This window comes from Pseudomonas sp. GV071 (genome assembly GCF_003050835.1).
GTDB lineage: Bacteria > Pseudomonadota > Gammaproteobacteria > Pseudomonadales > Pseudomonadaceae > Aquipseudomonas.
Genome location: NZ_QAOJ01000001.1, coordinates 562,307 through 582,033, shown reverse-complemented (window position 1 = coordinate 582,033; position 19,727 = coordinate 562,307). Strand labels below are relative to the sequence as shown.

Sequence of the window (19,727 nt, the reverse complement as noted above, 5' to 3'; positions counted from 1 at the left end):
CCCGATCATGCAAAGTGCACGACCGAAGCGGCAACACAAATAGATAAGTTATTGTTTTTAAAAGAATTTACCCTTGTTAAATTTCTGGCATGCCATCTGCTCTATTCCCTCCACCTGAAAAGAATCGATGGAGTACATGGAATGCAACTGGCCATAAAAGAATTCTTCGACGCCTTCCCCCAACACACCGTAGCGATCAAGCCACGTCCCGATGGCAGCCTGCTGCTGTCGCTGGTAGGCGAGAACGGCAAACCGTTGTGCAAGGCGATCAAGAGCGAGGAGATCCTCAGCCCGGTGCGCATGCATTCACTGATTCGTGAGCTGCACCGCGAGATCAAGATCGAGGCCGGCCTGCTGCGCTGGCGTGGCGACGAAGCGGCTTGGGTGGAGCGCGAGCTGCCGACCTATGTCGAAGGCCCGATCCACGTGACCAAGGCCAAGACCCTGGCCCGCCGCTCGAATCAGGAATTGCGTCAGCGCCGCGCACAAAAGGCAGTGGCCTGCTAAGCGCCCTGCTCTACTGACAATGAAAAAAGCCCGAGGCTGATAACCTCGGGCTTTTTATCGTCGGGATATGCCGCTTTTACCCCTACGCGTCATCGGCGCTGGCGTTGCGGCTAGTACGGCGCAGCAGAATCACGTCGGTGATATCCACGCCGCAGGCGCGCATCCATTCCAGCACTGGCTGCCCCGCCACTTTGTCTACCGGCGGCTTCTCGCCAAACACTTCCATCACCGCGCGAAAGGCCACAACCTGAATATTCGGGACCGTGCGTGCCTGTAACTGCAGATGACGTTCGACATTGTTGTATTTATAGGTGACCAGCCAGTCCATAAAGCGGACCTCGTTTGTTTCGGCAGTAAGACATCACTATAGCCGCTGCCCACCGGCGTCTAGCCGTCGTTACTGCTCTGTGACCGTGTCAGCATTTTTCTTCAGGCCGCGGCAGTTCATCGCGCACAGGCAGAACTGCAGCAGGATCAGCGCGTAGGCATGGCTGTGCAGGCCCCAGACCACCCACAGCACGTTGCTCAGAATGAAGACCCAGAAGCCGGCCATCCGTCGGCGCGCGCTTTGTGCGCCAATCAGCCAGGCCGCCAGCACGGTCACGACCATGGCGGGCCATTGCAGTAAATCGAGATAGTCCATCGTGGTCCTTATTCCGAGTTAAGGCGGCAACCGCTAGCCGCTTGCCGGCTAGGGGTTGCCGCCATTGACCGCTGCGCTTGTTCCGCGCAACAACTATTTATCGATATAAATCAGACGCTTAATCTCCTGGCACGGCCGTTGCTCTGACCCCCGCTCAATCGAATGGCCACGCGAAGGACATGCCCCATGAGCACCATCGGTTCCCTCGGCAGCTATGCCGCCCAGCTTTGGCACACCCGCGCCAACCCCGCCAATAAAGAGCCTTTCAACCTGCGTGCTGACGACCAGGTGGCGATCAATGCCGCCATCAAGGCCGCAGACGCCGCCGCCACCGCCGACACCGGTTCAGGCCTGGACGAAGAAGCCTTCGCCAAGCTCAAGCTGGCGCTCAACCACATCGCCTCAGGCGCTTCCAGTTCTGACAGCGACGGTAGCGAAATGAGCGCAAGCGATAGCACCAAGACCGGCAAAACCGCCTCGGAAGAGTTTCACGACTGGATGGACATGACGCCCGGCGAAAAAATGCGCGCCGCCATTCTCGAAGAGCTGGGCATTACCGAGGAAGACCTGGCGAACATGACGCCAGAAGCGCGGCAGAACGTCGAAGCCGGCATTGCCGAGCGGGTGCAGACGCTGTTTGCGCAGAAGCTGCAGGAGCACCAGCAGGACTACCGCGCCGACCATGGCGACAGCGCGGATGAGTTGATCAACGTCAGCGTGTGATCAGGCGCCGTTTTGTGGGAGGGGCTTCAGCCGCGATGCTTTTGATTTAAAAGTTCGCGGCTGAAGCCCCTCCCACAACGATTCAGGTCGGGCTCTCGAAATCAAGCCAACTGCGGGTTCTTGTCCTGCGCCACAAAGCGCATCATCCACTCGGCTACGGCGGTGCCGTGGTGGTCGTGCTGCAAGCTGTCGATCCCGGTTTTATAGATCTGCTCACCCAGGTGCTGCTGACGAATGTCGAGCAAGGCGCGCGAGTAGTCGTGGATAAATTCCGGGTGGCCCTGGAAGCACAGCACCTGGTCGTTGATGCGGTAGGCGGCAATCGGGCAGAAGGCGCTGGAGGCGACCACGGTGGCGTTGTCCGGCAGCGCAGTCACTTGGTCCTGGTGGCTGATCAGCAGGGTCAGCTCGTTCATCGCTGGGGTCATCCAGGTCGGCTGTTCAGCAATCTGGTAACGGTGGGTGCCCACGCCCCAACCCTGGTGCGCGCGCTCGCTCTTGCCGCCCAGCAGCAGCGCCAGCAATTGGTGACCGAAGCAGATACCCAGGAGCTTGTCGCCACGCTGGTAGCGGTCCAGCAGGTAGGTCTTCAGGGTTTGAATCCACGGGTCGGTGCCGAAGGAGTCGGCTTTGCTGCCGGTCACCAGGTAGGCATCGAAACGCTCGTCATCTGCGGGGTAATCACCGGCCACCACGTTGTAGATGGTGAAAGTGGCGGCGATGGGCTGACGGGCGAACAGTTGCTCGAACATGCGGCCATAGCTTTCATATTGGTCAACCAGTTCCGGACGCAGATTGTCTGTTTCCAGAATGCAGATACGTAACGACATAAGGATTTCCTGAAGCGATGAAGGTGAAGGCCAGCTGTTTGTTTTATTTAACATAGCAGCGCGCGCAAAGGAACCCATAAACCGCCGGCCGTCTCGCTTTCGCAGAATTATTTGTGAAATCGGGTGCAGAAACGCTGGCCCCGCATTCGTCAATAAAATTTTACGAACTGGCTGGTTTTCTGAGCAGTTCGCCGCCCTCCATATCGGCCTGTCGATAGCGCCGCTGGGCTGTATCACCGGCTTCGATAGTCACCATGCCGCCCATTCACTTCTGGCTTTGCTGCCGCTCGGCAATCATGCGACCCATCGGGCAACACCGCCCCATACCAGATGAGGATTATCGCCATGAACAAATTCGGAGCCATCGCCAGCCTTGTAGCCGCGTCTGCATTCGCCAGCCACCTGAACGCCGAGCTGTATCGCGCCGCCGACAAAACCCCGGCCCCGGTGAAAGCCGAGCAGAAACCCGCCCGTCACTGAGCCCAGTGCTCAGCCAGGTAAACCAAGGAGAACGCCATGGGCAGCATGTACAGCGAAACAGGCAAGAACGCCTATGGCGTGACCTACGCCACCCTCGACGAAAGTGGTTTGCACTTTGAGACCGAACTGGCCATCCAGTTGCTGGACGGCCACCTGGTCACCCTGAAGATGCCAACGCACCTGAGTGAACGCCAAGCCATCAGCCAGCTGATCTGCGGTGCAGACGCTGGGTGCAGCTTGTAACCAGCGGCCTTTTCCGGGAGATCATCAACATGAGCCAGACCGCCAGATACGTCCGCAACGGAGCCTGGGCCGGCATTGGTTTTTACACCATCACTGCCGTCACCCTGCTGACCCTCAGCATGAGCTACGACCGGGTACCGCACACCGCAGTTGGCCGTGACATCCCGGTAGCCCTGGTCGAACGCATCAGCCACGCCCTACCCGTGGTGTTGCACGGCTGAGTGTTTATGCCGGTTGGAATGGTTGGAGAGTGGAAGTTTCCAGGAAATCGAGGCTGACCGGAGCGCCGGACCGGCCTCTTCCACAAAAGGACCGCACAATTCTGAGGGAGGCTTCAGCCTCGATGCTTTAGACGCTACAACCTGACAATCCAGCTCAAGCCGGCAACCCCATAGGCAACAAAGCCCACACCGCGAAAAAGCCCCTCCCCGCCTTGCCGCCCGGGCGCTCCCGCCCGCACAGCCCGCACCTGTAAGGCTTCCCCTACACAACGCCGCACTGCATCCCTACGCACTACCAAGAACCAGATGACAGCAACCTCCACCCTGCATTGCAGAAGCTTGCCGCTTCACTTCTCCCTGCAGGCCCAGCGCGATGAAAACCCTTTCCTTTCCCCGTTCCCCCCTGAGCCAGGCGCTCACGCGTTGGCGTTTGCTTTCCACCACGGTCGTTTCAACATTGGCCCTGCTAGCCGCTCAGCCGGCGGCGGCGGTGATGTTGGATTTTGGGAGTTTTTCGGGAGTGGATGCTCCGCGTTCACCGGCCATAAGTGGCGACGGCAAAGTAGTGGCGGGAGTAGTGGCTGATACGTCTGGCAATCAACTTTTTACCTGGAGTAAAGGCGAGGGCTACCGCCAAGTTGGACCAATGCGAATCGTCTATGCGGTGAGCTATGACGGGAAAACCATTGTCGGTCAAAGTGATAACGCTCACGCCTATATCTGGTCAGTGGATGACGGCTTCACCGACTTGGGTACTTTGGGTGGACTTGTAAGCCAAGCCCGGGGGGTCAGCGACAACGGCAATGCGGTTGTTGGTTTCTCGAGCAACTCCGCCGGTAACGCTCGCGCCTTTCTCTGGACAAAAGCCGACAACATGAAAGACCTCGGCACTCTGTCAGGGGATACCGGTGCCTGGGCTCACGGAATAAGCGGCGACGGCCAAGTTGTAGTGGGGGCCAGCTACAAAGATGGGCCCAGCTACACAGCTGACTATAAAGCCGTTCGCTGGGACGTTGCTTCGAGCACCATCACTGACCTTGGTTCGCTGGGTGGAACGTATAGCCAAGCCCACGCCGCCAATCGGGATGGCTCGGTGATTGTGGGCCTCAGCGATTGGGTTGACGGGCAAAGACATGCCTTTCGATGGACGGAAGCGGGCGGAATGCAAGACCTCGATAAAACGCCGGGCAACTCCAGCGGCGCTTTGGACGTCAATGCCGACGGATCTGTGGTGGTGGGTTATAGCGGCGACACAGCCTTCCGCTGGACCGAAACTACCGGCATGACCAGCCTGGGTGTGCTCTCCGGCCAAAGCCACAGCGGCGCTACCAGCGTCTCCGACGACGGCAACACCGTAGTCGGCGAGAGCGGTGATCGCGCCTTTATCTGGACGCCCGACAGCCCCGCGATGCAAGACCTCGACCACCTGCAAACCTCCCTGATCCAAAGCGCCGACACGGTCAACCAATTGGTCAGCAACCAAACCCGCCGTCTGCGCGATCTTACTCAGCAGCAATGCCATCCCGGCATCAACCAAACCTATTGCCTGAGCGGCGGCAGCCAGAGTTACGCTGGCGGTGCTGATAACAGCGATTACCAGAATGACCTGCAACTCAGCGGCGGCCTGCGTTTGAATGAGCAATTCACCGCCGGCGCCACGCTGAGCATTGGCGCTAGCACGCTGAAGGACCAGGACGCTGAGCAGAACAAAGCGTTTGGTCTGGGTTTGTGGAGCGCCTACCAGCAAAATTCGGACAACACCGGTTGGGGTGGCAGCGCCAGTGTTGCGCTGGGCAAAAGCGATAACACATTTGAACGTGGCGTTGGCCTGACCGATGTGCAGCGCGCCCGCGCCAACCTGAAAATGAGCAGCACCGCCGTGCGCGTTGCCGCCCACTACGGTGTGCAGGTCGGCACCACGCTGGTGACGCCGGAAGTGTCCCTGAGCCATGCCCGCACCGGCCAAGACGGTTTCACTGAGCGCAATGTGGCGTTCCCGCTGACCGTCGACAGCTCAAAAAGCCGCCAAACCTACGCCACTGTTGGCGTGCGCAGCGCTACACCGATTAACGCCAAAGGCACCCTGCATTTGAGCCTGGCGGTAGACACCCTGCTCAGCGACGACACGGCCGATATCGAAGGCAGCTCGAAGGTGCCTGGGCTGTCGCACTTCAGGTTTGCCAGCAGCCTGGAAAAACGCCGCGCAGTGCCAGTGGTTATGGCGGGCTATAGCCATGCCATCAACGGCAACTCGACGGTGAGTGGTGGGGTGCAACTGGGGGCTTCGCCGTATCAAGGCGAGCGGGCGGTACTGGGGGTAGGTGTTCAGTACCGTTATGCGTTTTGACTGAGGGCCAATCGAGGCTGAATCGGATGCCCCCCTCTCCCACAGGGTTTCGGAGATTCTTGTGGGAAAGGGGGGCAGCCATCCGATTCAGCCTCGCTGCTTTTGAAGGCCCTTAGAACCCCTGCCCCTTGGCCGCTTTTTCCAGCAACAACGCCGGCGGCAGGAAGCGCTCGCCATACTGCTCGGCCAGGTACTGCGCGCGGGCCACGAAGTCTTTCAGACCGTACTGGTTGATGAACTGCAGCGCCCCACCGGTCCAGGCCGCAAAGCCGATACCGAAGATCGAACCGATGTTGGCGTCGGCAGTGGACAGCAACACCCCCTCCTCGACACAACGCACGGTCTCAATCGCCTGAATGAACAGAATGCGGTCGCGCACGTCTTCCTGGGAGATCTGCGCGTCGGCCTGTTCGAAGCGGCTTTTCAGTTCCGGCCACAGGTGTTTCTTGCCGCCGGCCGGGTACTCGTAGAAACCAGCACCAGCGGCTTTGCCCGGGCGTTTGTATTCGTTGAGCATCAGGTCGACCACGGCGAATGCCGGGTGGTTGGGGATCTGCTTGCCTTCGGCGGCGAGGTCTTTGATGGTCTGCTGGCGAATGTGATTCATCAGGCTCATCGACACTTCATCGCTGATCGCCAAAGGCCCCACCGGCATCCCGGCTTTGCGCGCTTCGGTTTCGATCATTGCCGCGTTCACGCCCTCGCCCAACATGGCCAGGCCTTCGTTGGTGAAGGTGCCGAACACCCGCGAGGTGAAGAAACCACGGCTGTCGGTGACCACGATCGGGGTCTTGTTGATCTGCATGACGTAGTCGAAACCACGGGCCAGGGTTTCATCGCTGGTGCGTGCGCCTTTGATGATTTCCACCAGCGGCATCTTGTCCACCGGGCTGAAGAAATGCAGGCCAATGAATTTGTCCTGTTTCTCCACTGCGGTGGCCAGGCCGGTGATCGGCAAGGTCGAGGTGTTGGACGCAATCACGGCATCGCTGAGGGCATGGCGTTCGGCGGCGGCAGTGACCTTGGCTTTCAAGTCGCGGTCTTCGAATACGGCTTCGATGATCAGGTCGCAGCCGGCGAAATCTGCCTCATCGGCAGTGGCCTTGATGCGGGCGAGAATGCCGTCGCGTTTTTCCGCGTTCATCTGGCCACGGCCGACCTTCTTGTCGAGCAAGGCGGCGGAGTAGCTTTTGCCTTTTTCCGCGGCTTCCAATGACACATCCTTGAGCACCACCTCGATACCGGCCACTGCCGATACATAGGCAATGCCAGCGCCCATCATGCCGGCGCCGAGTACGCCAACCTTCTGGGTCTGGTACTTGGGCTGGTCTTTGGGCCGCGAACCGCCGGCGTTGATTTCATTGAGCTGGAACCAGAAGGTGCCAATCATGTTTTTCGCCACCTGGCCGGTGGTCAGCTCGGTGAAGTAACGCGCTTCGATCAGTTGCGCGGTGTCGAAGTCGACCTGGGCGCCTTCCACCGCCGCGCACATGATTTTCTCCGGCGCCGGGAAGCAGCCTTTGGTTTTGTCGCGCAGCACCGAGGGGGCGATGGCGAGCATTTGCGCCACGTTCGGGCTCGACGGCGTGCCGCCAGGAATCTTGTAGCCCTTCACGTCCCACGGCTGCACCGCCGTCGGGTTGGCGGCGATAAAGGCGCGGGCCTTGGCCAGCATCTCGTCGCGGTCGGCAGCGATGTCGTGAATCAAACCAGCCTTGAGGGCTTCGGCCGGGCGTACTTTTTTGCCTTCGGCCAGATAAGGCAGGGCCTTTTCCAGGCCGAGGATGCGCACCATGCGCACCACCCCGCCGCCGCCCGGCAACAGGCCGAGGGTGACTTCCGGCAGGCCCAGTTGCACGGCGCTGCTGTCCAGGGCGATGCGGTGGTGGCAGGCCAGGCAGATTTCCCAACCGCCGCCCAGGGCCGCACCGTTGATGGCGGCCACCACCGGCTTGCCGAGGGTTTCCAGGCGACGCAGTTGGCCTTTGATGTTGAGGATCATCTGGTAGAAGTCGTTGGCATCGGCCTTGGTGACTTTCACCAGCTCATTGAGGTCGCCGCCAGCGAAGAAGGTTTTCTTCGCGGAGGTGACGATCACCCCGGCAATCTCGGCCTTTTCCGCTTCCAGGCGGGCCACGGTGGCGGCCATCGCTTCGCGGTAAACGGCGTTCATGGTGTTGGCGCTTTGGCCGGGCATATCGATGGTCAGGACAACGATATTGTCCTGGCCTTTTTCATAACGGATGGCGTCAGTCATTTTGTTTTTATCCTAAGTCCGGTGCGCGATCAGACGCGTTCGATGATGGTCGCGATGCCCATACCGCCGCCTACACAGAGAGTGGCCAGGCCATAACGCAGATTGCGTTTCTCCAACTCATCCAGCAGCGTGCCGAGAATCGCGCAACCGGTGGCGCCCAATGGGTGGCCCATGGCGATGGAGCCGCCGTTGACGTTGACCTTCTCCTCGCTCACGCCCATGTCTTTCATGAACTTCATCACCACCGAGGCGAAGGCTTCGTTGACTTCGAACAGGTCGATTTCGTCCACGCTCAGGCCGGCCTTGGCCAGCACTTTGCGGGTGGCCGGCGCCGGGCCGGTGAGCATGATGGTCGGGTCGGTGCTGGTGACGGCGGTGGCGACGATGCGCGCCCGCGCTTTCAGGCCCAGTTCCTTACCTTTGGCAGCCGAGCCGATAAGCATGGCGGCGGCGCCATCGACGATGCCCGAGCTGTTGCCCGGGGTGTGCACATGGTGGATGCGCTCGACGTGGCTGTACTGGCGGATGGCGGTGGAATCAAAGCCCATCTGGCCCATCATTTCGAAGCTCGGCTTGAGCGCGCCGAGGCCTTCGAGGGTGGAGTCGCCACGGATAAATTCGTCGTGGTCGAGCAGCACGATGCCGTTCTGGTCGGTGACCGGAATCAGCGATTTGTTGAACGAGCCATCGGCGCTGGCGCGCGCGGCTTTTTGTTGCGAGCGCAGGGCGAAGGCATCGACGTCGGTGCGACTGAAGCCTTCGAGGGTGGCGATCAGGTCGGCGCCAATGCCTTGCGGCACGAAGCTGGTGCTGAGGTTGGTTTCCGGGTCCATCACCCAGGCGCCGCCGTCAGAACCCATGGGCACCCGCGACATCGACTCGACGCCGCCAACCACCACCAGGTCTTCGAAACCGGAGCGCACTTTCATCGCGCCGAGGTTGACCGCTTCCAGACCCGAGGCGCAGAAGCGGTTGATCTGCACGCCGGACACACTCACGTCCCACTTGGCGACCATGGGCGCGGTTTTGGCGATGTCGGCGCCCTGGTCGCCCACCGGGGTGACGCAACCGAGGACGATGTCATCGACCTGGCTGGTGTCGAGGTTGTTGCGCACTTGCAGCGCCGTGAGCAGGCCGGCCATCAGGTTGACGGGTTTGACGCTGTGCAACGCGCCGTCCTTTTTGCCCTTGCCGCGCGGGGTGCGCACCGCATCGAAAATGAATGCTTCGGTCATGACATCCTCTGGCCTTCTGCTGAAGGACTGGCTATCGGCACTTCGCGCAGCCGCGCAAATGCCTGTTGTTGTATGCCGCTACACCTTACCCCCAGACGCCCCAGGCTCAATGACCGAAATGCTCAGGGCCATTGACCACTCTGCTCAGACGAACGGTCGTGGCTTTCAGCGGGCACAGGGCTGGGCAGCGAGGTGTCTGGAACACGGGTTGGTTGCTGATATCAGTTTTTGGCATAACCAAGGGGCGCAAGCAGCCATTTTCTAGATACCAAGTCTTCTAAGCCCCGTGTGACGCGGCCCCTACTGTTTACAGAGCTAACGTTCATAGAGCTAGGGCGTCGCTGCCGGGTTTTGCCGGAGCGATTTTTATACTGAGCCAAGGCGTGACGGGGACCTGCTGCACCCACGGCCCGCGCATGCCAACAAGAACAAAGGCCGACCGCCATGTTTAAACAACCGAAAATCCGCCAGGCCGGATGGATACTCTTTGCCACCACCGTCGTTCTGATACTTCCCAACCTTTCGCGGCTGATCAGCTGAGCGCCGCCCACTCATTCTCTTTAAACAGCATCGCGGCTAAAGCCGCCCCTACGAACCACACCCATCGTAGGAGCGGCTTTAGCCGCGATGCTTTTTGCTGTGCTAGGGTTCGCCACATCCCTGATGGAGCCCCTGCATGCGTGCCTTGTTCGCTGGTTTTCTCGTTCTGCTGAGCCTGCCGGCGCTGGCCGCCGACCTCACCCTCTCCCTCCCCGCCGGCACCCGCACCCTGAGCACCACCGAGTTGCTCAAACATCCGCAACTGCAAGCCCTGGATATCGCCAACGACGTCGCCTACGAACGGCCGATGCACTACCGCGCAATCCCGCTGGCTGCCTTGTTGGAAGGTGTGAAAGACAGCGACCACCTGCAAGTGGTGGCGCTGGATGGTTTTGCCGCTGAGCTGGCCGCCGGCCCCGTGCTGCAACAGGCCGGTAGCCGCGCCTGGCTGGCCATCGAAGACCCGGCGCAGCCGTGGCCCAAGCTCGGCGCCGACAAGCCGAGTGCCGGGCCGTTCTACTTGGTGTGGACTAACCCCGAGGCCAGCCATATCGGCCCGGAGCAATGGCCGTTTCAGGTGGCGAAAATCAGTCGTCTGACGTCGCTAGCCGAGCGCTTCCCCGCCCTGCTGCCGGCCTCTGATGCCAGCGCCGACGTGCAGGCCGGCTTCGCCCAATTGCAGAAAAACTGCCTGGCCTGCCACCGCCTCAATGGTGCGGGCGATGCCCAGTTCGGCCCGGACCTCAACCTGCCGCACAACCCCACCGAGTATTTCAGCGGCGACTTTCTCGCCCGCTATATCCGCGACCCGCAAAGCCTGCGGCGCTGGCCGCAAGGCAAGATGCCGGGCTTCAGCCCCCAGGTGCTCAGCGACGCCGAGTTGCAGCAGTTGATCGCCTACCTGCGGCATATGGCCGGGCGTAAAGCCTCGTAGCCGTTACGCCAGCGCCGGGCGCCAGGCTTTCGGCCCCCAACCCCGCTGCATACCGGCCACCGCCAGCAGAATCATGCTCACGCCCAGCCATTGCAGGGCGCTGAGGCGGTGGTCGAAGGCCAGCCAGTCGACCAGAATCGCGGCAATCGGGTAAACGAAGGACAGCGCCCCCGTCAGCGCCGTGGGCAGTTTCTGGATGGCGCTGTAGAGCAGCACATACATCACCCCGGTGTGCACCATGCCCAAGGTCAGCAGACTGCCCCAGGCCACGGCTGCGTTCGGCAACGGACTGTCGTAGAGAAATGGCGCCAGCATCAGTACCCCGGTGCACACCTGAATCAGCGCGATCAGGTGCGGCGGTGTGCCGGTCAGGCGTTTGATGATCAGCGCCGCTATCGCGTAGAGAAACGCCGCGCCACAGGCCAGGGCGATGCCCACCAGGTAATCAACGCCGCTGCCGCCGTCGCGGCCATGGGCGCTGACAATCGCCAACATGCCGATAAACGCCACGGCCAACCACGACAGTTTGAGCAGCGTGATGCGCTCACCAAGAAACAGCGCCGCCAGCCCCACCAACATAAACGGCTGCACGTTGTACACCGCGGTGGCGATGGCAATTGACGCCCGGGAATAGGCGGCAAACAGCAGCAACCAGTTGCCGACGATGGCCACGCCGCTGAGCACGGCCAGGGCAAAGGTCAGCCGCGTAAGCAACCCCGCGCGCAGAAAACCCATGGCCGCGCAGATCGCCAGCAAGGTGCCGGCGCCGATCAGGCAACGCCAGAACACCACCTCCAGCACCGGTTGCCCGGAGACCAGCACGAACCAGCCGATGGTGCCGGAAATCAGCATCGCGGCGACCATTTCCACCATGCCGCGCTGTTGTGTGTTGTGCATCGCTGCCTCCCACTCAGTGACGTTTTCAGTGGGCACAGTATGGCGATTCGGGGCGGGCAGGCTCCATGGCAAAAACAAGGCTAGAATCGCCGCGAGCCTTTTTTATCAAGGCTGAAATCCCTCTTCCGCCTTTTTTGAACAACATCGCCATGACCGACACAATCGACCAGCAATTGATCACCGCCCTGATGGAAGACTCGCGCCGCTCGCTCAAAGCCCTGGCACAGCTCAGCGGCCTCAGCGCACCCAGCGTCGCCGAGCGTCTGCGCCGCCTGGAAGAGCGCGGCGTGCTCACCGGCTACACCGTCGACATCGACGCCAAGGCCTTTGGTTACCAGCTGCAAGCCATCGTGCGGATTCGCCCGTTGCCGGGGCAGTTGCAGGAAGTGGAGCGGCAGATTCAGGCGATTGGCGAGTTCACCGAGTGCGATAAGGTCACCGGCGACGACTGCTTTATCGCCCGCCTGCATGTGCGCTCGATGGAGCAGCTCGACACCCTGCTCGACCGGCTCAATCACTACGCCGAAACCAACACCGCGATCGTGAAAAAGACCCCGGTGAAACGGCGGTTGCCGCCGATGGGGTGAGCACACCCCACAAGAGCAACGCAGCGTTATGGATTTTGGCTAAGCACTACGTCCTTCTGCACCCATTCCGCCGTACTGAACGGCTTACGAATCAAGCGCTGCTGGCTGGCCAGTTTGATCGAGCTATCCAGCTTGGCGAGGAACGCTGGGTCCAGTCGGGTCTGGAACAGCTGGCCCAGGTTCTCGTCGCCCAGATCACTCTGCAGAATCACCGGCGGGTATCCCGCGAGGGTCGACACCAGGTTGATGTAGGCATCTTTGTTGGCTTCCTGGGCTACCCACTGCTCGGCCGTTTCCTGTGCCTTGAGCAGACGCTTGACGATGTCCGGGTGGGCATCAACGAAAGCGCCGGAGCCGACCAGCACGCTCTGGATGCTGCCCGCGCCATCAAGGTCTTTGGTGGTCAGGGGAATTTCCACCAGGCCACGGGCACGCAGTGCGGTGAGGTTGGAGGCGCCCCAGGTGGCGTCGATCTGCTTGGCCACCAGTGCCGAGGTGGAGGCGGTGAAATCCAGGTTGATCACCTTGAAGTCTTTTTCGCTGAGGCCCTGGCTGACCAGCGCGGCGTCGAATGACAACTGCACAGCAGTGCCACGGAAAATGCCGACGCGTTTGCCCTTGAGGTCGGCCAGGGTCTTGATCCCTGAGCCGGGCAGCACGCCCAGGTACAGCTTCACGTCACGCGCGGTGGCGCTCAGCAGGCGGGTGTCGAGGCCGTTGGACTTGCCGACGATGGCCGCCAGGTCGCCGAGGTAGGCCAGGTCGACCTGGTCATTGGCGAACGCCTCATTGATGGCCGGCCCCGCGCCCTTGAAGAAATTCCACTGAATCTTGATGCCCTCGGCGGCCAGGGCTTTCTCGAACAGCTGCTGGTCGCGCACCACATCCACCAGGCCGCCACCACTGTGGGTGGCCACGGCGCTGAGGTCGGGCACGGCGATGCGGATTTCTGTCAGCGGTTCGGGCGCGGCCTGGGCCGCCGTTGGCACCACCAAGACGGGCACCACCAACACGCCCAACAAGCCGGCCAACAAGGGTGACGCAAACAGGCCCAAGGCCGAATGGATTAACGCTTTCATCGCTGCAGGCTCCCCGCCAGTTACCGGCTCGGTGCCGGCTGTTGCGGCGAATAAGGCATACGCCAAACAAAACTATAAATACTATTAAATTATTTTTTAGTAACCAAAAGCGCTATAGCGCTGACACGGCGGCTTACACGGGAGATGCACGAAAAGCATAAAAAGTATTCAACAAAGGCATTTGCCCGGGCGGGGGTGGGGCCATTAAATGCGGTTTCTTAGCCAATAAATGCACAGATAACTGAATTTAATATGCCTATGAAGAATATATCTAAGCCCTCTACCACCGCCCGAGGTCATTGATATGGCAGCCACCCGCACCCTCAGCCTGGGCAAACCAGCCCAGCGCTTGAGCCTGAACCCCGCCCGCCTGCGCTACGCCTTACTGCCATGGGTGGTACCCGCCCTGCTGTTTCTGCTCTGGACCCTGGCCGCCCGCCACGCCTGGATGTCGGCGCAAACCCTGCCGGCGCCGGCACTGGTCTGGCAAAGCGTGGTGGAGCTGAGCCAGCAGGATTTGTTCAGCAACCTGTGGATCAGCCTGCAGCGGCTGTTCTGGGGTTTGTCGGTGGGTGTGGCGATTGGTGCGGTGTTGGGCGCCACGCTGGGCTTCAGCCCGCGAGCCGAACGGTTGGTGTTTCCCACCTTCAGCGCCCTGGCGCAGATTCCCACCCTGGCGTGGATCCCGTTGTTCATGCTGCTGTTCGGCATTGGCGAAACCCTCAAGCTGGTGGTGCTGGTCAAGGCCGTGGTGGTGCCGGTGACCATCCACACCCTGGTCGGGGTGCGCGATGCCCAACCCAAGCTGCGTGAAGCCGCTGCGGTACTGCGCCTGCCGACTTACCTGCTGATCTGGCGCCTGGTGCTGCCGGCCGCGCTGCCCTCGTTTATGGCTGGCTTGCGCCTGGCGCTGGCCACCGGCTGGTCGTCGTTGCTGGCGGTGGAACTGCTCGCCTCCAGTGAAGGCATCGGCTACCTGATGGTCTGGGGCCGCCAGCTGTTTATGCTCGATGTGGTGTTCGTGTGCATCCTGATCATTGGCGTGGTCGGCGTGCTGATGGAACGCGGCATCACCCTACTCGACCACAAACTGCTGTTCTGGCCACACCCGCCGACTGCCGAATTCCGCCGCCGCCCGCTGGGCTCCGGTTGGCAGCGGCTGCAACCCTGGTTCCTGCCATTGGGCCTAGTGGCGTTGTGGCAGACCGTCAGCCAGCTGCAGCTGGTGGACAGCAATATTCTGGTCAGCCCCTGGCAGGTGCTGCTTAGCGCCTATGAAGGGTTCAGCGACGGCAGCTTGCCTTACGCCATGGGCAACAGCCTGTTGCGCGCCCTGGCCGGCTTGGCCGTTGGCGGCGGACTGGGTTTTGTCTTGGGCGTGGTGCTCGGTTTGTCGGCCAGCAGTGAACGCCTGCTCGGCCCTAGCCTGTCGGCGCTGCGGCAGATCGCGATCTTCGCCTGGGTGCCGCTGCTTACCGCCTGGTTCGGCTTGGGTGAGCTGGCCAAGCTAGTGTTCGTCGGCCTGGCCGCGTTCTTTCCGCTGCTGATTGCCACTCAACGCGGCATTCGCAACCTCTCGCCGCAACTGGGCGAAGCCGCCCAGGCCCTGCGCCTGAATCTGTTCCAGCGCCTGCGTTTGCTGATTCTGCCCGGCGCCACCCCGGCGATTTTCGCCGGCCTGCGCCTGGGCCTGATCTATGCCTGGCTAGGCACCATCGGCGCTGAATATTTCATGTCCTCGGGTTATGGCATCGGCACCTTGATGATTGGTGCCCAGCAGCTGTTTCGCATGGACCAGGTGATGGCCGCGATGCTCCTGATCGGCCTCACCGGTGCTGCCCTGAATGCCCTTGGCCAATTTATCGAAGCGCGTGCCACGCGCTGGAGAACCGCATGACTACCCTCGCCTTCCCGCAGCCAGCCGCGCCGCTGGTGCGCTTTACCCATGTGGGCAAACAGTTCGCCGTCGACGGCGGTGAGCTGGAAGCCATCCGTGAATTCAACCTGGATATCGCCCCCGGCGAGTTCGTCGCCATTGTCGGTTCCAGCGGCTGCGGCAAATCCACCTTGCTGCGCTTGCTGGTGGGCCTGGACAGTGAATTCCGCGGGCAGATCGAAGTGGCCGGCAAACCGGTGCAAGGCATCGGTGGCGACCGCGGCATCGTATTCCAGGAGCACCGCCTGTTCCCCTGGCTGACGGTGGAACAGAACATCGGCCTGGGCCTGGTCAACGAACACCTGACCCAGGCCGAACGCTTTCGCCGGGTGCACGAGTTTATTCAGTTGGTCGGCCTGCAGGGCTTTGAGCGCGCCTACCCACACCAGCTTTCCGGCGGCATGGCGCAGCGCGTGGCGATTGCCCGCGGCCTCGTGGCCAGCCCGCAGATTCTGCTGCTCGACGAACCCTTCGGCGCCCTAGATGCCCTCACCCGCCAGCAGATGCAGGACGAGTTGTTGGCCATCCGCAGCCGTGCACAGATCACCACCTTGCTGGTCACCCACGATGTCGAAGAGGCGATTTTCCTCGCCGACCGTGTGGTGGTGATGGAGCCACGACCCGGGCGGATCAAACGAGTAGTGGAAGTTGACCTGCCGCACCCACGCGCCCGCAGCAGTTTTGAATTCCACCAGTTGCGCGAAGAGTTGCTGCACGAACTGACCAGCGATGGCGAGTACGTCGCCCCGCCGGTGGTGCGCGTCGAAGACCTGCCGCTGGCCTACATCGCCTATTAACCCCTGGGCTTACTAAAAGACCGCCCTTAGAAAGGATGTTTTGCCATGAGTAAACGCCCCAACTTCCTGGTGATCGTCGCCGACGACCTGGGATTCTCTGACCTCGGTGCCTTTGGCGGCGAGATCGCCACACCGAACCTCGACGCCCTGGCCAATGCGGGCGTGCGCCTGACCGACTTCCACACTGCGCCTACCTGCTCGCCAACCCGTTCGATGCTGCTCACCGGCACCGACCACCACATTGCCGGCATCGGTGCCATGGCCGAAGCCATCCACCCGGACCAACAGGGCAAACCCGGTTACGAGGGTTACCTCAACGACCGCGTGGTGGCCTTGCCGGAGCTGCTGCGCGAGGCCGGTTACGAAACATTGATGGCAGGCAAATGGCACTTGGGCCTGACCCCGGACCTGGCACCCCATGCCCGCGGCTTTGAGCGCTCCTTCTCGCTGCTGCCCGGCGCCGCCAACCACTACGGCTACGAGCCGCCGGAAGACGAAAACACCCCAGGCATCATCAAAGGCACGCCGGTGCTGTATATCGAAGACGACCAGTTCGTCGACAAACTGCCGGACGACTTCTATTCCTCCGACGCCTTCGGCGACAAGCTGCTGCAGTACCTGAAAGAGCGCGACCAGGCGCGGCCGTTTTTCGCCTATTTGCCGTTCTCCGCCCCGCATTGGCCGCTGCAAGCGCCGGCTGACGTAGTGGCCAATTACAAAGGCCGTTACGACGCCGGCCCGGAAGTGTTGCGTCAGGAGCGCCTGGCCAAGCTCAAAGAACTCGGCCTGGTGCCAGAGGATGTAGAAGCCCACCCGGTGCTGGCGCAGAACAAGGAATGGCAGCAGCTCAACGATGAGCAGCGGGCGATTTCCGCGCGCACCATGGAAACCTATGCGGCGATGGTCGAGCGCATGGACTGGAACATCGGCCGGGTGGTCGACTACCTGCGCCAACAGGGCGAGCTGGACAACACCTTCGTGCTGTTCATGTCCGACAACGGCGCCGAAGGCCTGCTGCTGGAAGCCTTCCCGCTGTTCGGCGAAAGCCTGCTGACCTACCTCGACACCCATTACGACAACAGCCTGGACAACATCGGCCGCGCCAACTCCTACGTCTGGTACGGCCCGCGCTGGGCCCAGGCGGCCACCGCGCCGTCGCGCCTGTACAAAGCGTTCACCACCGAGGGCGGCATTCGGGTGCCGGCGCTGGTGCGTTACCCGCAGTTCGAGCGTCAGGGGCAGATCGTCAAAGAGTTCAGCACGGTGATGGACATCACCCCGACCATTCTCGACCTGGCCGGCGTGCGCCACCCGGGCAAGAAATGGCATGGCCGCGAGGTGGCCGAGCCGCGCGGTAAATCCTGGCTGGGCTACCTGAGCGGCGAGACCGAGCAGATCCATGACGAAAACACCGTCACCGGCTGGGAGCTGTTCGGCATGCGCGCGATCCGCAAAGGCGACCTGAAAGCGGTGTTCCTACCCGCCCCGGTCGGCCCGGCCACGTGGCAGCTGTATGACCTGAGCAAAGACCCTGGCGAGATTCATGACTTGGCCAAGACCGAGCCACAGAAGCTGGAGGAATTGCTGGAGCATTGGCATCAGTACGTGGCCGAGACGGGCGTGGTGCTCGCCAAGTCGCCGTTTCAGCCATAAGGCCACCCCTCACCCTAACCCTCTCCCCTGAGGGGCGAGGGTTAGGGTGAGGGGCTAGCTTAGGGACCTCCGTAAGACTCCCCTCTCCCGCTTGCGGGAGAGGGGCTGGGGGTGAGGGGCTGTTGCGATCTCATCCAACCAGAGCACTACGCAACCGCTCACTCTGCGCCTTCGGACAATTCACCCACACCTCAGCCAACCCCAACCACCGCGCCATCTCCAACAAATTGCGCGCCAGGGCGTACACGCCCTCTTCATCCAGCCCCATGGCTTCCTCATGCAGCGCATGCACCAGCAAGCGGCCTGTACTGCGCTCAGCGCGCAAATCCACGCGCCCGGCCAACCGCTCATTGTGCAGAAACGGCAGCACGTAATAGCCGTACACCCGCTTGGGTTGCGGGGTGTAGATCTCCAGGCGGTAGCGGAAGTCGAAGAGCCGCTCGGTGCGCGCCCGCTCCCAGATCAGCGAGTCGAAGGGCGACAGCAACGCCGAGGTTTTGACCGCGCGCGGAATGCTCAGGCCGGGCAAGCAGTAGGCCGGTTTGTCCCAGCCCTCTACCTGCACCGGCAACAAGGCGCCGGCCTCGACCAGTTCAGCGAGCCGCGCCTGGCTGTCTTTCGGCTCCAGGCGAAAGTAGTCGCGTAGATCTTTTTCCGTGGCCACGCCCAACGCGGCGGCAGAGTGCAGTAGCAATTGGCGCTGGGCGTCGGCTTCAGGCACCTCGGGATGAGCGAGCCAGGCGCTGGGCAGCACCCGTTCCGGCACGTCGTACAAACGCTCGAAACCGCGACGCCCGGCGACCGTCACCTCGCCAGCAGCGAACAGCCATTCCAGCGCCATCTTCTCTGCGCTCCAGTCCCACCAGGGGCCGGCACGTTCCACCCGGGTTGTGAGTGCGCCCGCGCCGGTGGCGCCTTGATCGCGCACCGTAGCCAACACCCGTTGCACCACCGCGTGCTGCTCGCGGCCAAAGCTTGCCAACTGACTGTAAATGCCCTGGCCCTGCGCCGCGCGTTGCATGCGCCAACGCATCAACGGGTACAAGGCGTGGGGCAGTAACGAGGCTTCATGACCCCAATATTCGAACAACGTACGGCGCTTGCCGGCGCCCCAGGCGGCGTGCTCCAACAGGCTAGGTGCGTACTCGCCAAGGCGTGAGAACAACGGCAGGTAATGGGAGCGCACCACGGCGTTGACCGAGTCGATCTGCACCACGCCCAGGCGCTCGATCATCTGGTTCAGTCTGGCGGCTTTGACGGCACTGGCACTACGGCGCCCGGCAAAACCCTGGGCGCTGAGGGCCAGGCGACGGGCTTGTTTAAGGGAGAGCGAGAGCGCTGTGGACATCGGCTGCACCTGGTTCGGCTTCGGGTGCAGGATACGGCCTGGCGAAGGTGAATACAGTCGATGAAGGGCCATTTTTTGCCAACAAGGCCAATTGCGCCTTGGCCTCGGCCGGTGTCGGCAGTTGCCCAGCCGGCAGCCACCAGAGGGCCAGCGATGGTGTATCGAGCTTCTCCATCCAGCTTTTCTTGGCCTTCAACACGGTCAGGTGGTCGCCGCTGTAGACGTAGTTTTTCAGCGCTTCGAAGGAGTCCCACAGCGACAGGTTGACGATCAGGCGCGAGTCGTCGAACAGCTGAATCGAGGTGGCGTCGCCCTCTTCCGTCTGCAGGCGCCAGACAAACCCCGGGCTGCGTTCGGCCAGTTGATTGATGGGGTCCAGTTGTTCGACAAAGCCCCGCATCAATGGGTCATCGAGCGGGGCTTTGGTGCGGGCAATGTTCACTTGCGCCAGGTGGTACGTCGAGCTCATG

20 protein-coding genes are annotated in these 19,727 nt (G+C 61.8%); 11 read left to right on the top strand and 9 right to left on the bottom strand.

The features are described 5' to 3' along the window. Positions 1-141: 141 nt before the first annotated feature. On the top strand, positions 142-507 hold the full coding sequence (locus C8K61_RS02600; protein WP_108094606.1) for a DUF3509 domain-containing protein: 366 nt from the start codon (positions 142-144) through the stop codon (positions 505-507). A gap of 82 nt (positions 508-589) precedes the next feature. Here C8K61_RS02600 and C8K61_RS02595 read toward each other — a convergent pair whose 3' ends face one another. Both C8K61_RS02595 and C8K61_RS02590 read right to left on the bottom strand, forming a co-directional pair. After that, positions 590-835: a hypothetical protein gene (locus C8K61_RS02595; RefSeq protein WP_108094605.1), complete on the bottom strand. Its 246-nt coding sequence runs from the start codon at positions 833-835 to the stop codon at positions 590-592. Positions 836-904: 69 nt separating this feature from the next. Beyond that, positions 905-1,150: a hypothetical protein gene (locus C8K61_RS02590; RefSeq protein WP_108094604.1), complete on the bottom strand. Its 246-nt coding sequence runs from the start codon at positions 1,148-1,150 to the stop codon at positions 905-907. A gap of 186 nt (positions 1,151-1,336) precedes the next feature. Here C8K61_RS02590 and C8K61_RS02585 point away from each other — a divergent pair, with 186 nt between their 5' ends. Beyond that, on the top strand, positions 1,337-1,873 hold the full coding sequence (locus C8K61_RS02585; protein ID WP_108094603.1) for a hypothetical protein: 537 nt from the start codon (positions 1,337-1,339) through the stop codon (positions 1,871-1,873). Between the two features lie 101 nt (positions 1,874-1,974). On the opposite strand, the gene C8K61_RS02580 is transcribed toward C8K61_RS02585, so the two are convergent. Then, entirely contained in the window at positions 1,975-2,703 is a 729-nt protein-coding gene (locus C8K61_RS02580; protein WP_108094602.1) for an amidotransferase, read from the bottom strand. A 345-nt stretch (positions 2,704-3,048) separates the two neighbouring features. On the opposite strand from C8K61_RS02580, the gene C8K61_RS26910 reads away from it, so the two are divergent. The 4 genes from C8K61_RS26910 (at position 3,049) to C8K61_RS02565 (ending at position 5,994) form a co-directional block, all read left to right on the top strand. Continuing rightward, a complete protein-coding gene (locus C8K61_RS26910; protein ID WP_256589347.1) occupies positions 3,049-3,183 on the top strand; it encodes a hypothetical protein in 135 nt (44 codons plus the stop codon). A 36-nt stretch (positions 3,184-3,219) separates the two neighbouring features. Then, positions 3,220-3,426 carry a type III secretion system co-regulatory protein PtrC gene (ptrC, locus tag C8K61_RS02575; protein WP_256589346.1) on the top strand — a complete coding sequence of 69 codons (207 nt, stop codon included), beginning with the start codon at positions 3,220-3,222 and terminating at the stop codon, positions 3,424-3,426. Positions 3,427-3,455: 29 nt separating this feature from the next. Next, a complete protein-coding gene (locus tag C8K61_RS02570) occupies positions 3,456-3,647 on the top strand; it encodes a hypothetical protein (protein WP_108094601.1) in 192 nt (63 codons plus the stop codon). A 646-nt stretch (positions 3,648-4,293) separates the two neighbouring features. Continuing rightward, positions 4,294-5,994, top strand: a complete 1,701-nt coding sequence (locus tag C8K61_RS02565; protein ID WP_256589345.1) for an autotransporter domain-containing protein — start codon at positions 4,294-4,296, stop codon at positions 5,992-5,994. Positions 5,995-6,106: 112 nt separating this feature from the next. Here the strand turns inward: C8K61_RS02565 and C8K61_RS02560 are convergent, their stop codons facing one another. Next, positions 6,107-8,251 (bottom strand): 3-hydroxyacyl-CoA dehydrogenase NAD-binding domain-containing protein, encoded by a 2,145-nt coding sequence (locus tag C8K61_RS02560; RefSeq protein WP_108094599.1) that lies wholly within the window; start codon positions 8,249-8,251, stop codon positions 6,107-6,109. Positions 8,252-8,280: 29 nt separating this feature from the next. Next, a complete protein-coding gene (locus C8K61_RS02555) occupies positions 8,281-9,486 on the bottom strand; it encodes an acetyl-CoA C-acetyltransferase (protein WP_108094598.1) in 1,206 nt (401 codons plus the stop codon). Positions 9,487-10,162: 676 nt separating this feature from the next. Between C8K61_RS02555 and C8K61_RS02545 the strand changes: the two genes are divergently transcribed. After that, entirely contained in the window at positions 10,163-10,960 is a 798-nt protein-coding gene (locus C8K61_RS02545) for a cytochrome c (RefSeq protein WP_108094596.1), read from the top strand. Between the two features lie 3 nt (positions 10,961-10,963). Here C8K61_RS02545 and C8K61_RS02540 read toward each other — a convergent pair whose 3' ends face one another. Next, entirely contained in the window at positions 10,964-11,857 is an 894-nt protein-coding gene (locus C8K61_RS02540) for a DMT family transporter (protein WP_108094595.1), read from the bottom strand. A 149-nt stretch (positions 11,858-12,006) separates the two neighbouring features. On the opposite strand from C8K61_RS02540, the gene C8K61_RS02535 reads away from it, so the two are divergent. After that, positions 12,007-12,444 (top strand): Lrp/AsnC family transcriptional regulator, encoded by a 438-nt coding sequence (locus C8K61_RS02535; protein ID WP_108094594.1) that lies wholly within the window; start codon positions 12,007-12,009, stop codon positions 12,442-12,444. A 26-nt stretch (positions 12,445-12,470) separates the two neighbouring features. On the opposite strand, the gene C8K61_RS02530 is transcribed toward C8K61_RS02535, so the two are convergent. Continuing rightward, a complete protein-coding gene (locus C8K61_RS02530; RefSeq protein WP_108094593.1) occupies positions 12,471-13,523 on the bottom strand; it encodes an ABC transporter substrate-binding protein in 1,053 nt (350 codons plus the stop codon). 304 nt (positions 13,524-13,827) lie between these two features. Here C8K61_RS02530 and C8K61_RS02525 point away from each other — a divergent pair, with 304 nt between their 5' ends. From C8K61_RS02525 to C8K61_RS02515, 3 genes are read left to right on the top strand one after another with little or no spacing between them, the layout of a single operon-like run. Further along, the gene (locus tag C8K61_RS02525) at positions 13,828-15,420 is read left to right on the top strand and encodes an ABC transporter permease (protein WP_108094592.1); all 1,593 of its coding nucleotides are present in this window, start codon (positions 13,828-13,830) and stop codon (positions 15,418-15,420) included. Then, complete coding sequence (locus C8K61_RS02520; protein ID WP_108094591.1) at positions 15,417-16,256, top strand: ABC transporter ATP-binding protein; 840 nt, start codon at positions 15,417-15,419, stop codon at positions 16,254-16,256. The genes C8K61_RS02525 and C8K61_RS02520 overlap by 4 nt, the downstream gene beginning before the upstream one ends. Positions 16,257-16,301: 45 nt before the next feature. Continuing rightward, a complete protein-coding gene (locus tag C8K61_RS02515) occupies positions 16,302-17,909 on the top strand; it encodes an arylsulfatase (protein WP_108094590.1) in 1,608 nt (535 codons plus the stop codon). Between the two features lie 130 nt (positions 17,910-18,039). Here the strand turns inward: C8K61_RS02515 and C8K61_RS02510 are convergent, their stop codons facing one another. Together C8K61_RS02510 and C8K61_RS02505 are read right to left on the bottom strand one after the other, a co-directional pair. Further along, positions 18,040-19,257, bottom strand: coding sequence for a winged helix-turn-helix domain-containing protein (locus C8K61_RS02510; RefSeq protein WP_108094589.1), 1,218 nt, complete (start codon positions 19,255-19,257; stop codon positions 18,040-18,042). Next, entirely contained in the window at positions 19,229-19,726 is a 498-nt protein-coding gene (locus C8K61_RS02505) for a DUF3291 domain-containing protein (protein ID WP_108094588.1), read from the bottom strand. Before C8K61_RS02505 ends, C8K61_RS02510 begins: the two co-directional genes overlap by 29 nt. Between the last annotated feature and the right edge of the window lies 1 nt (position 19,727).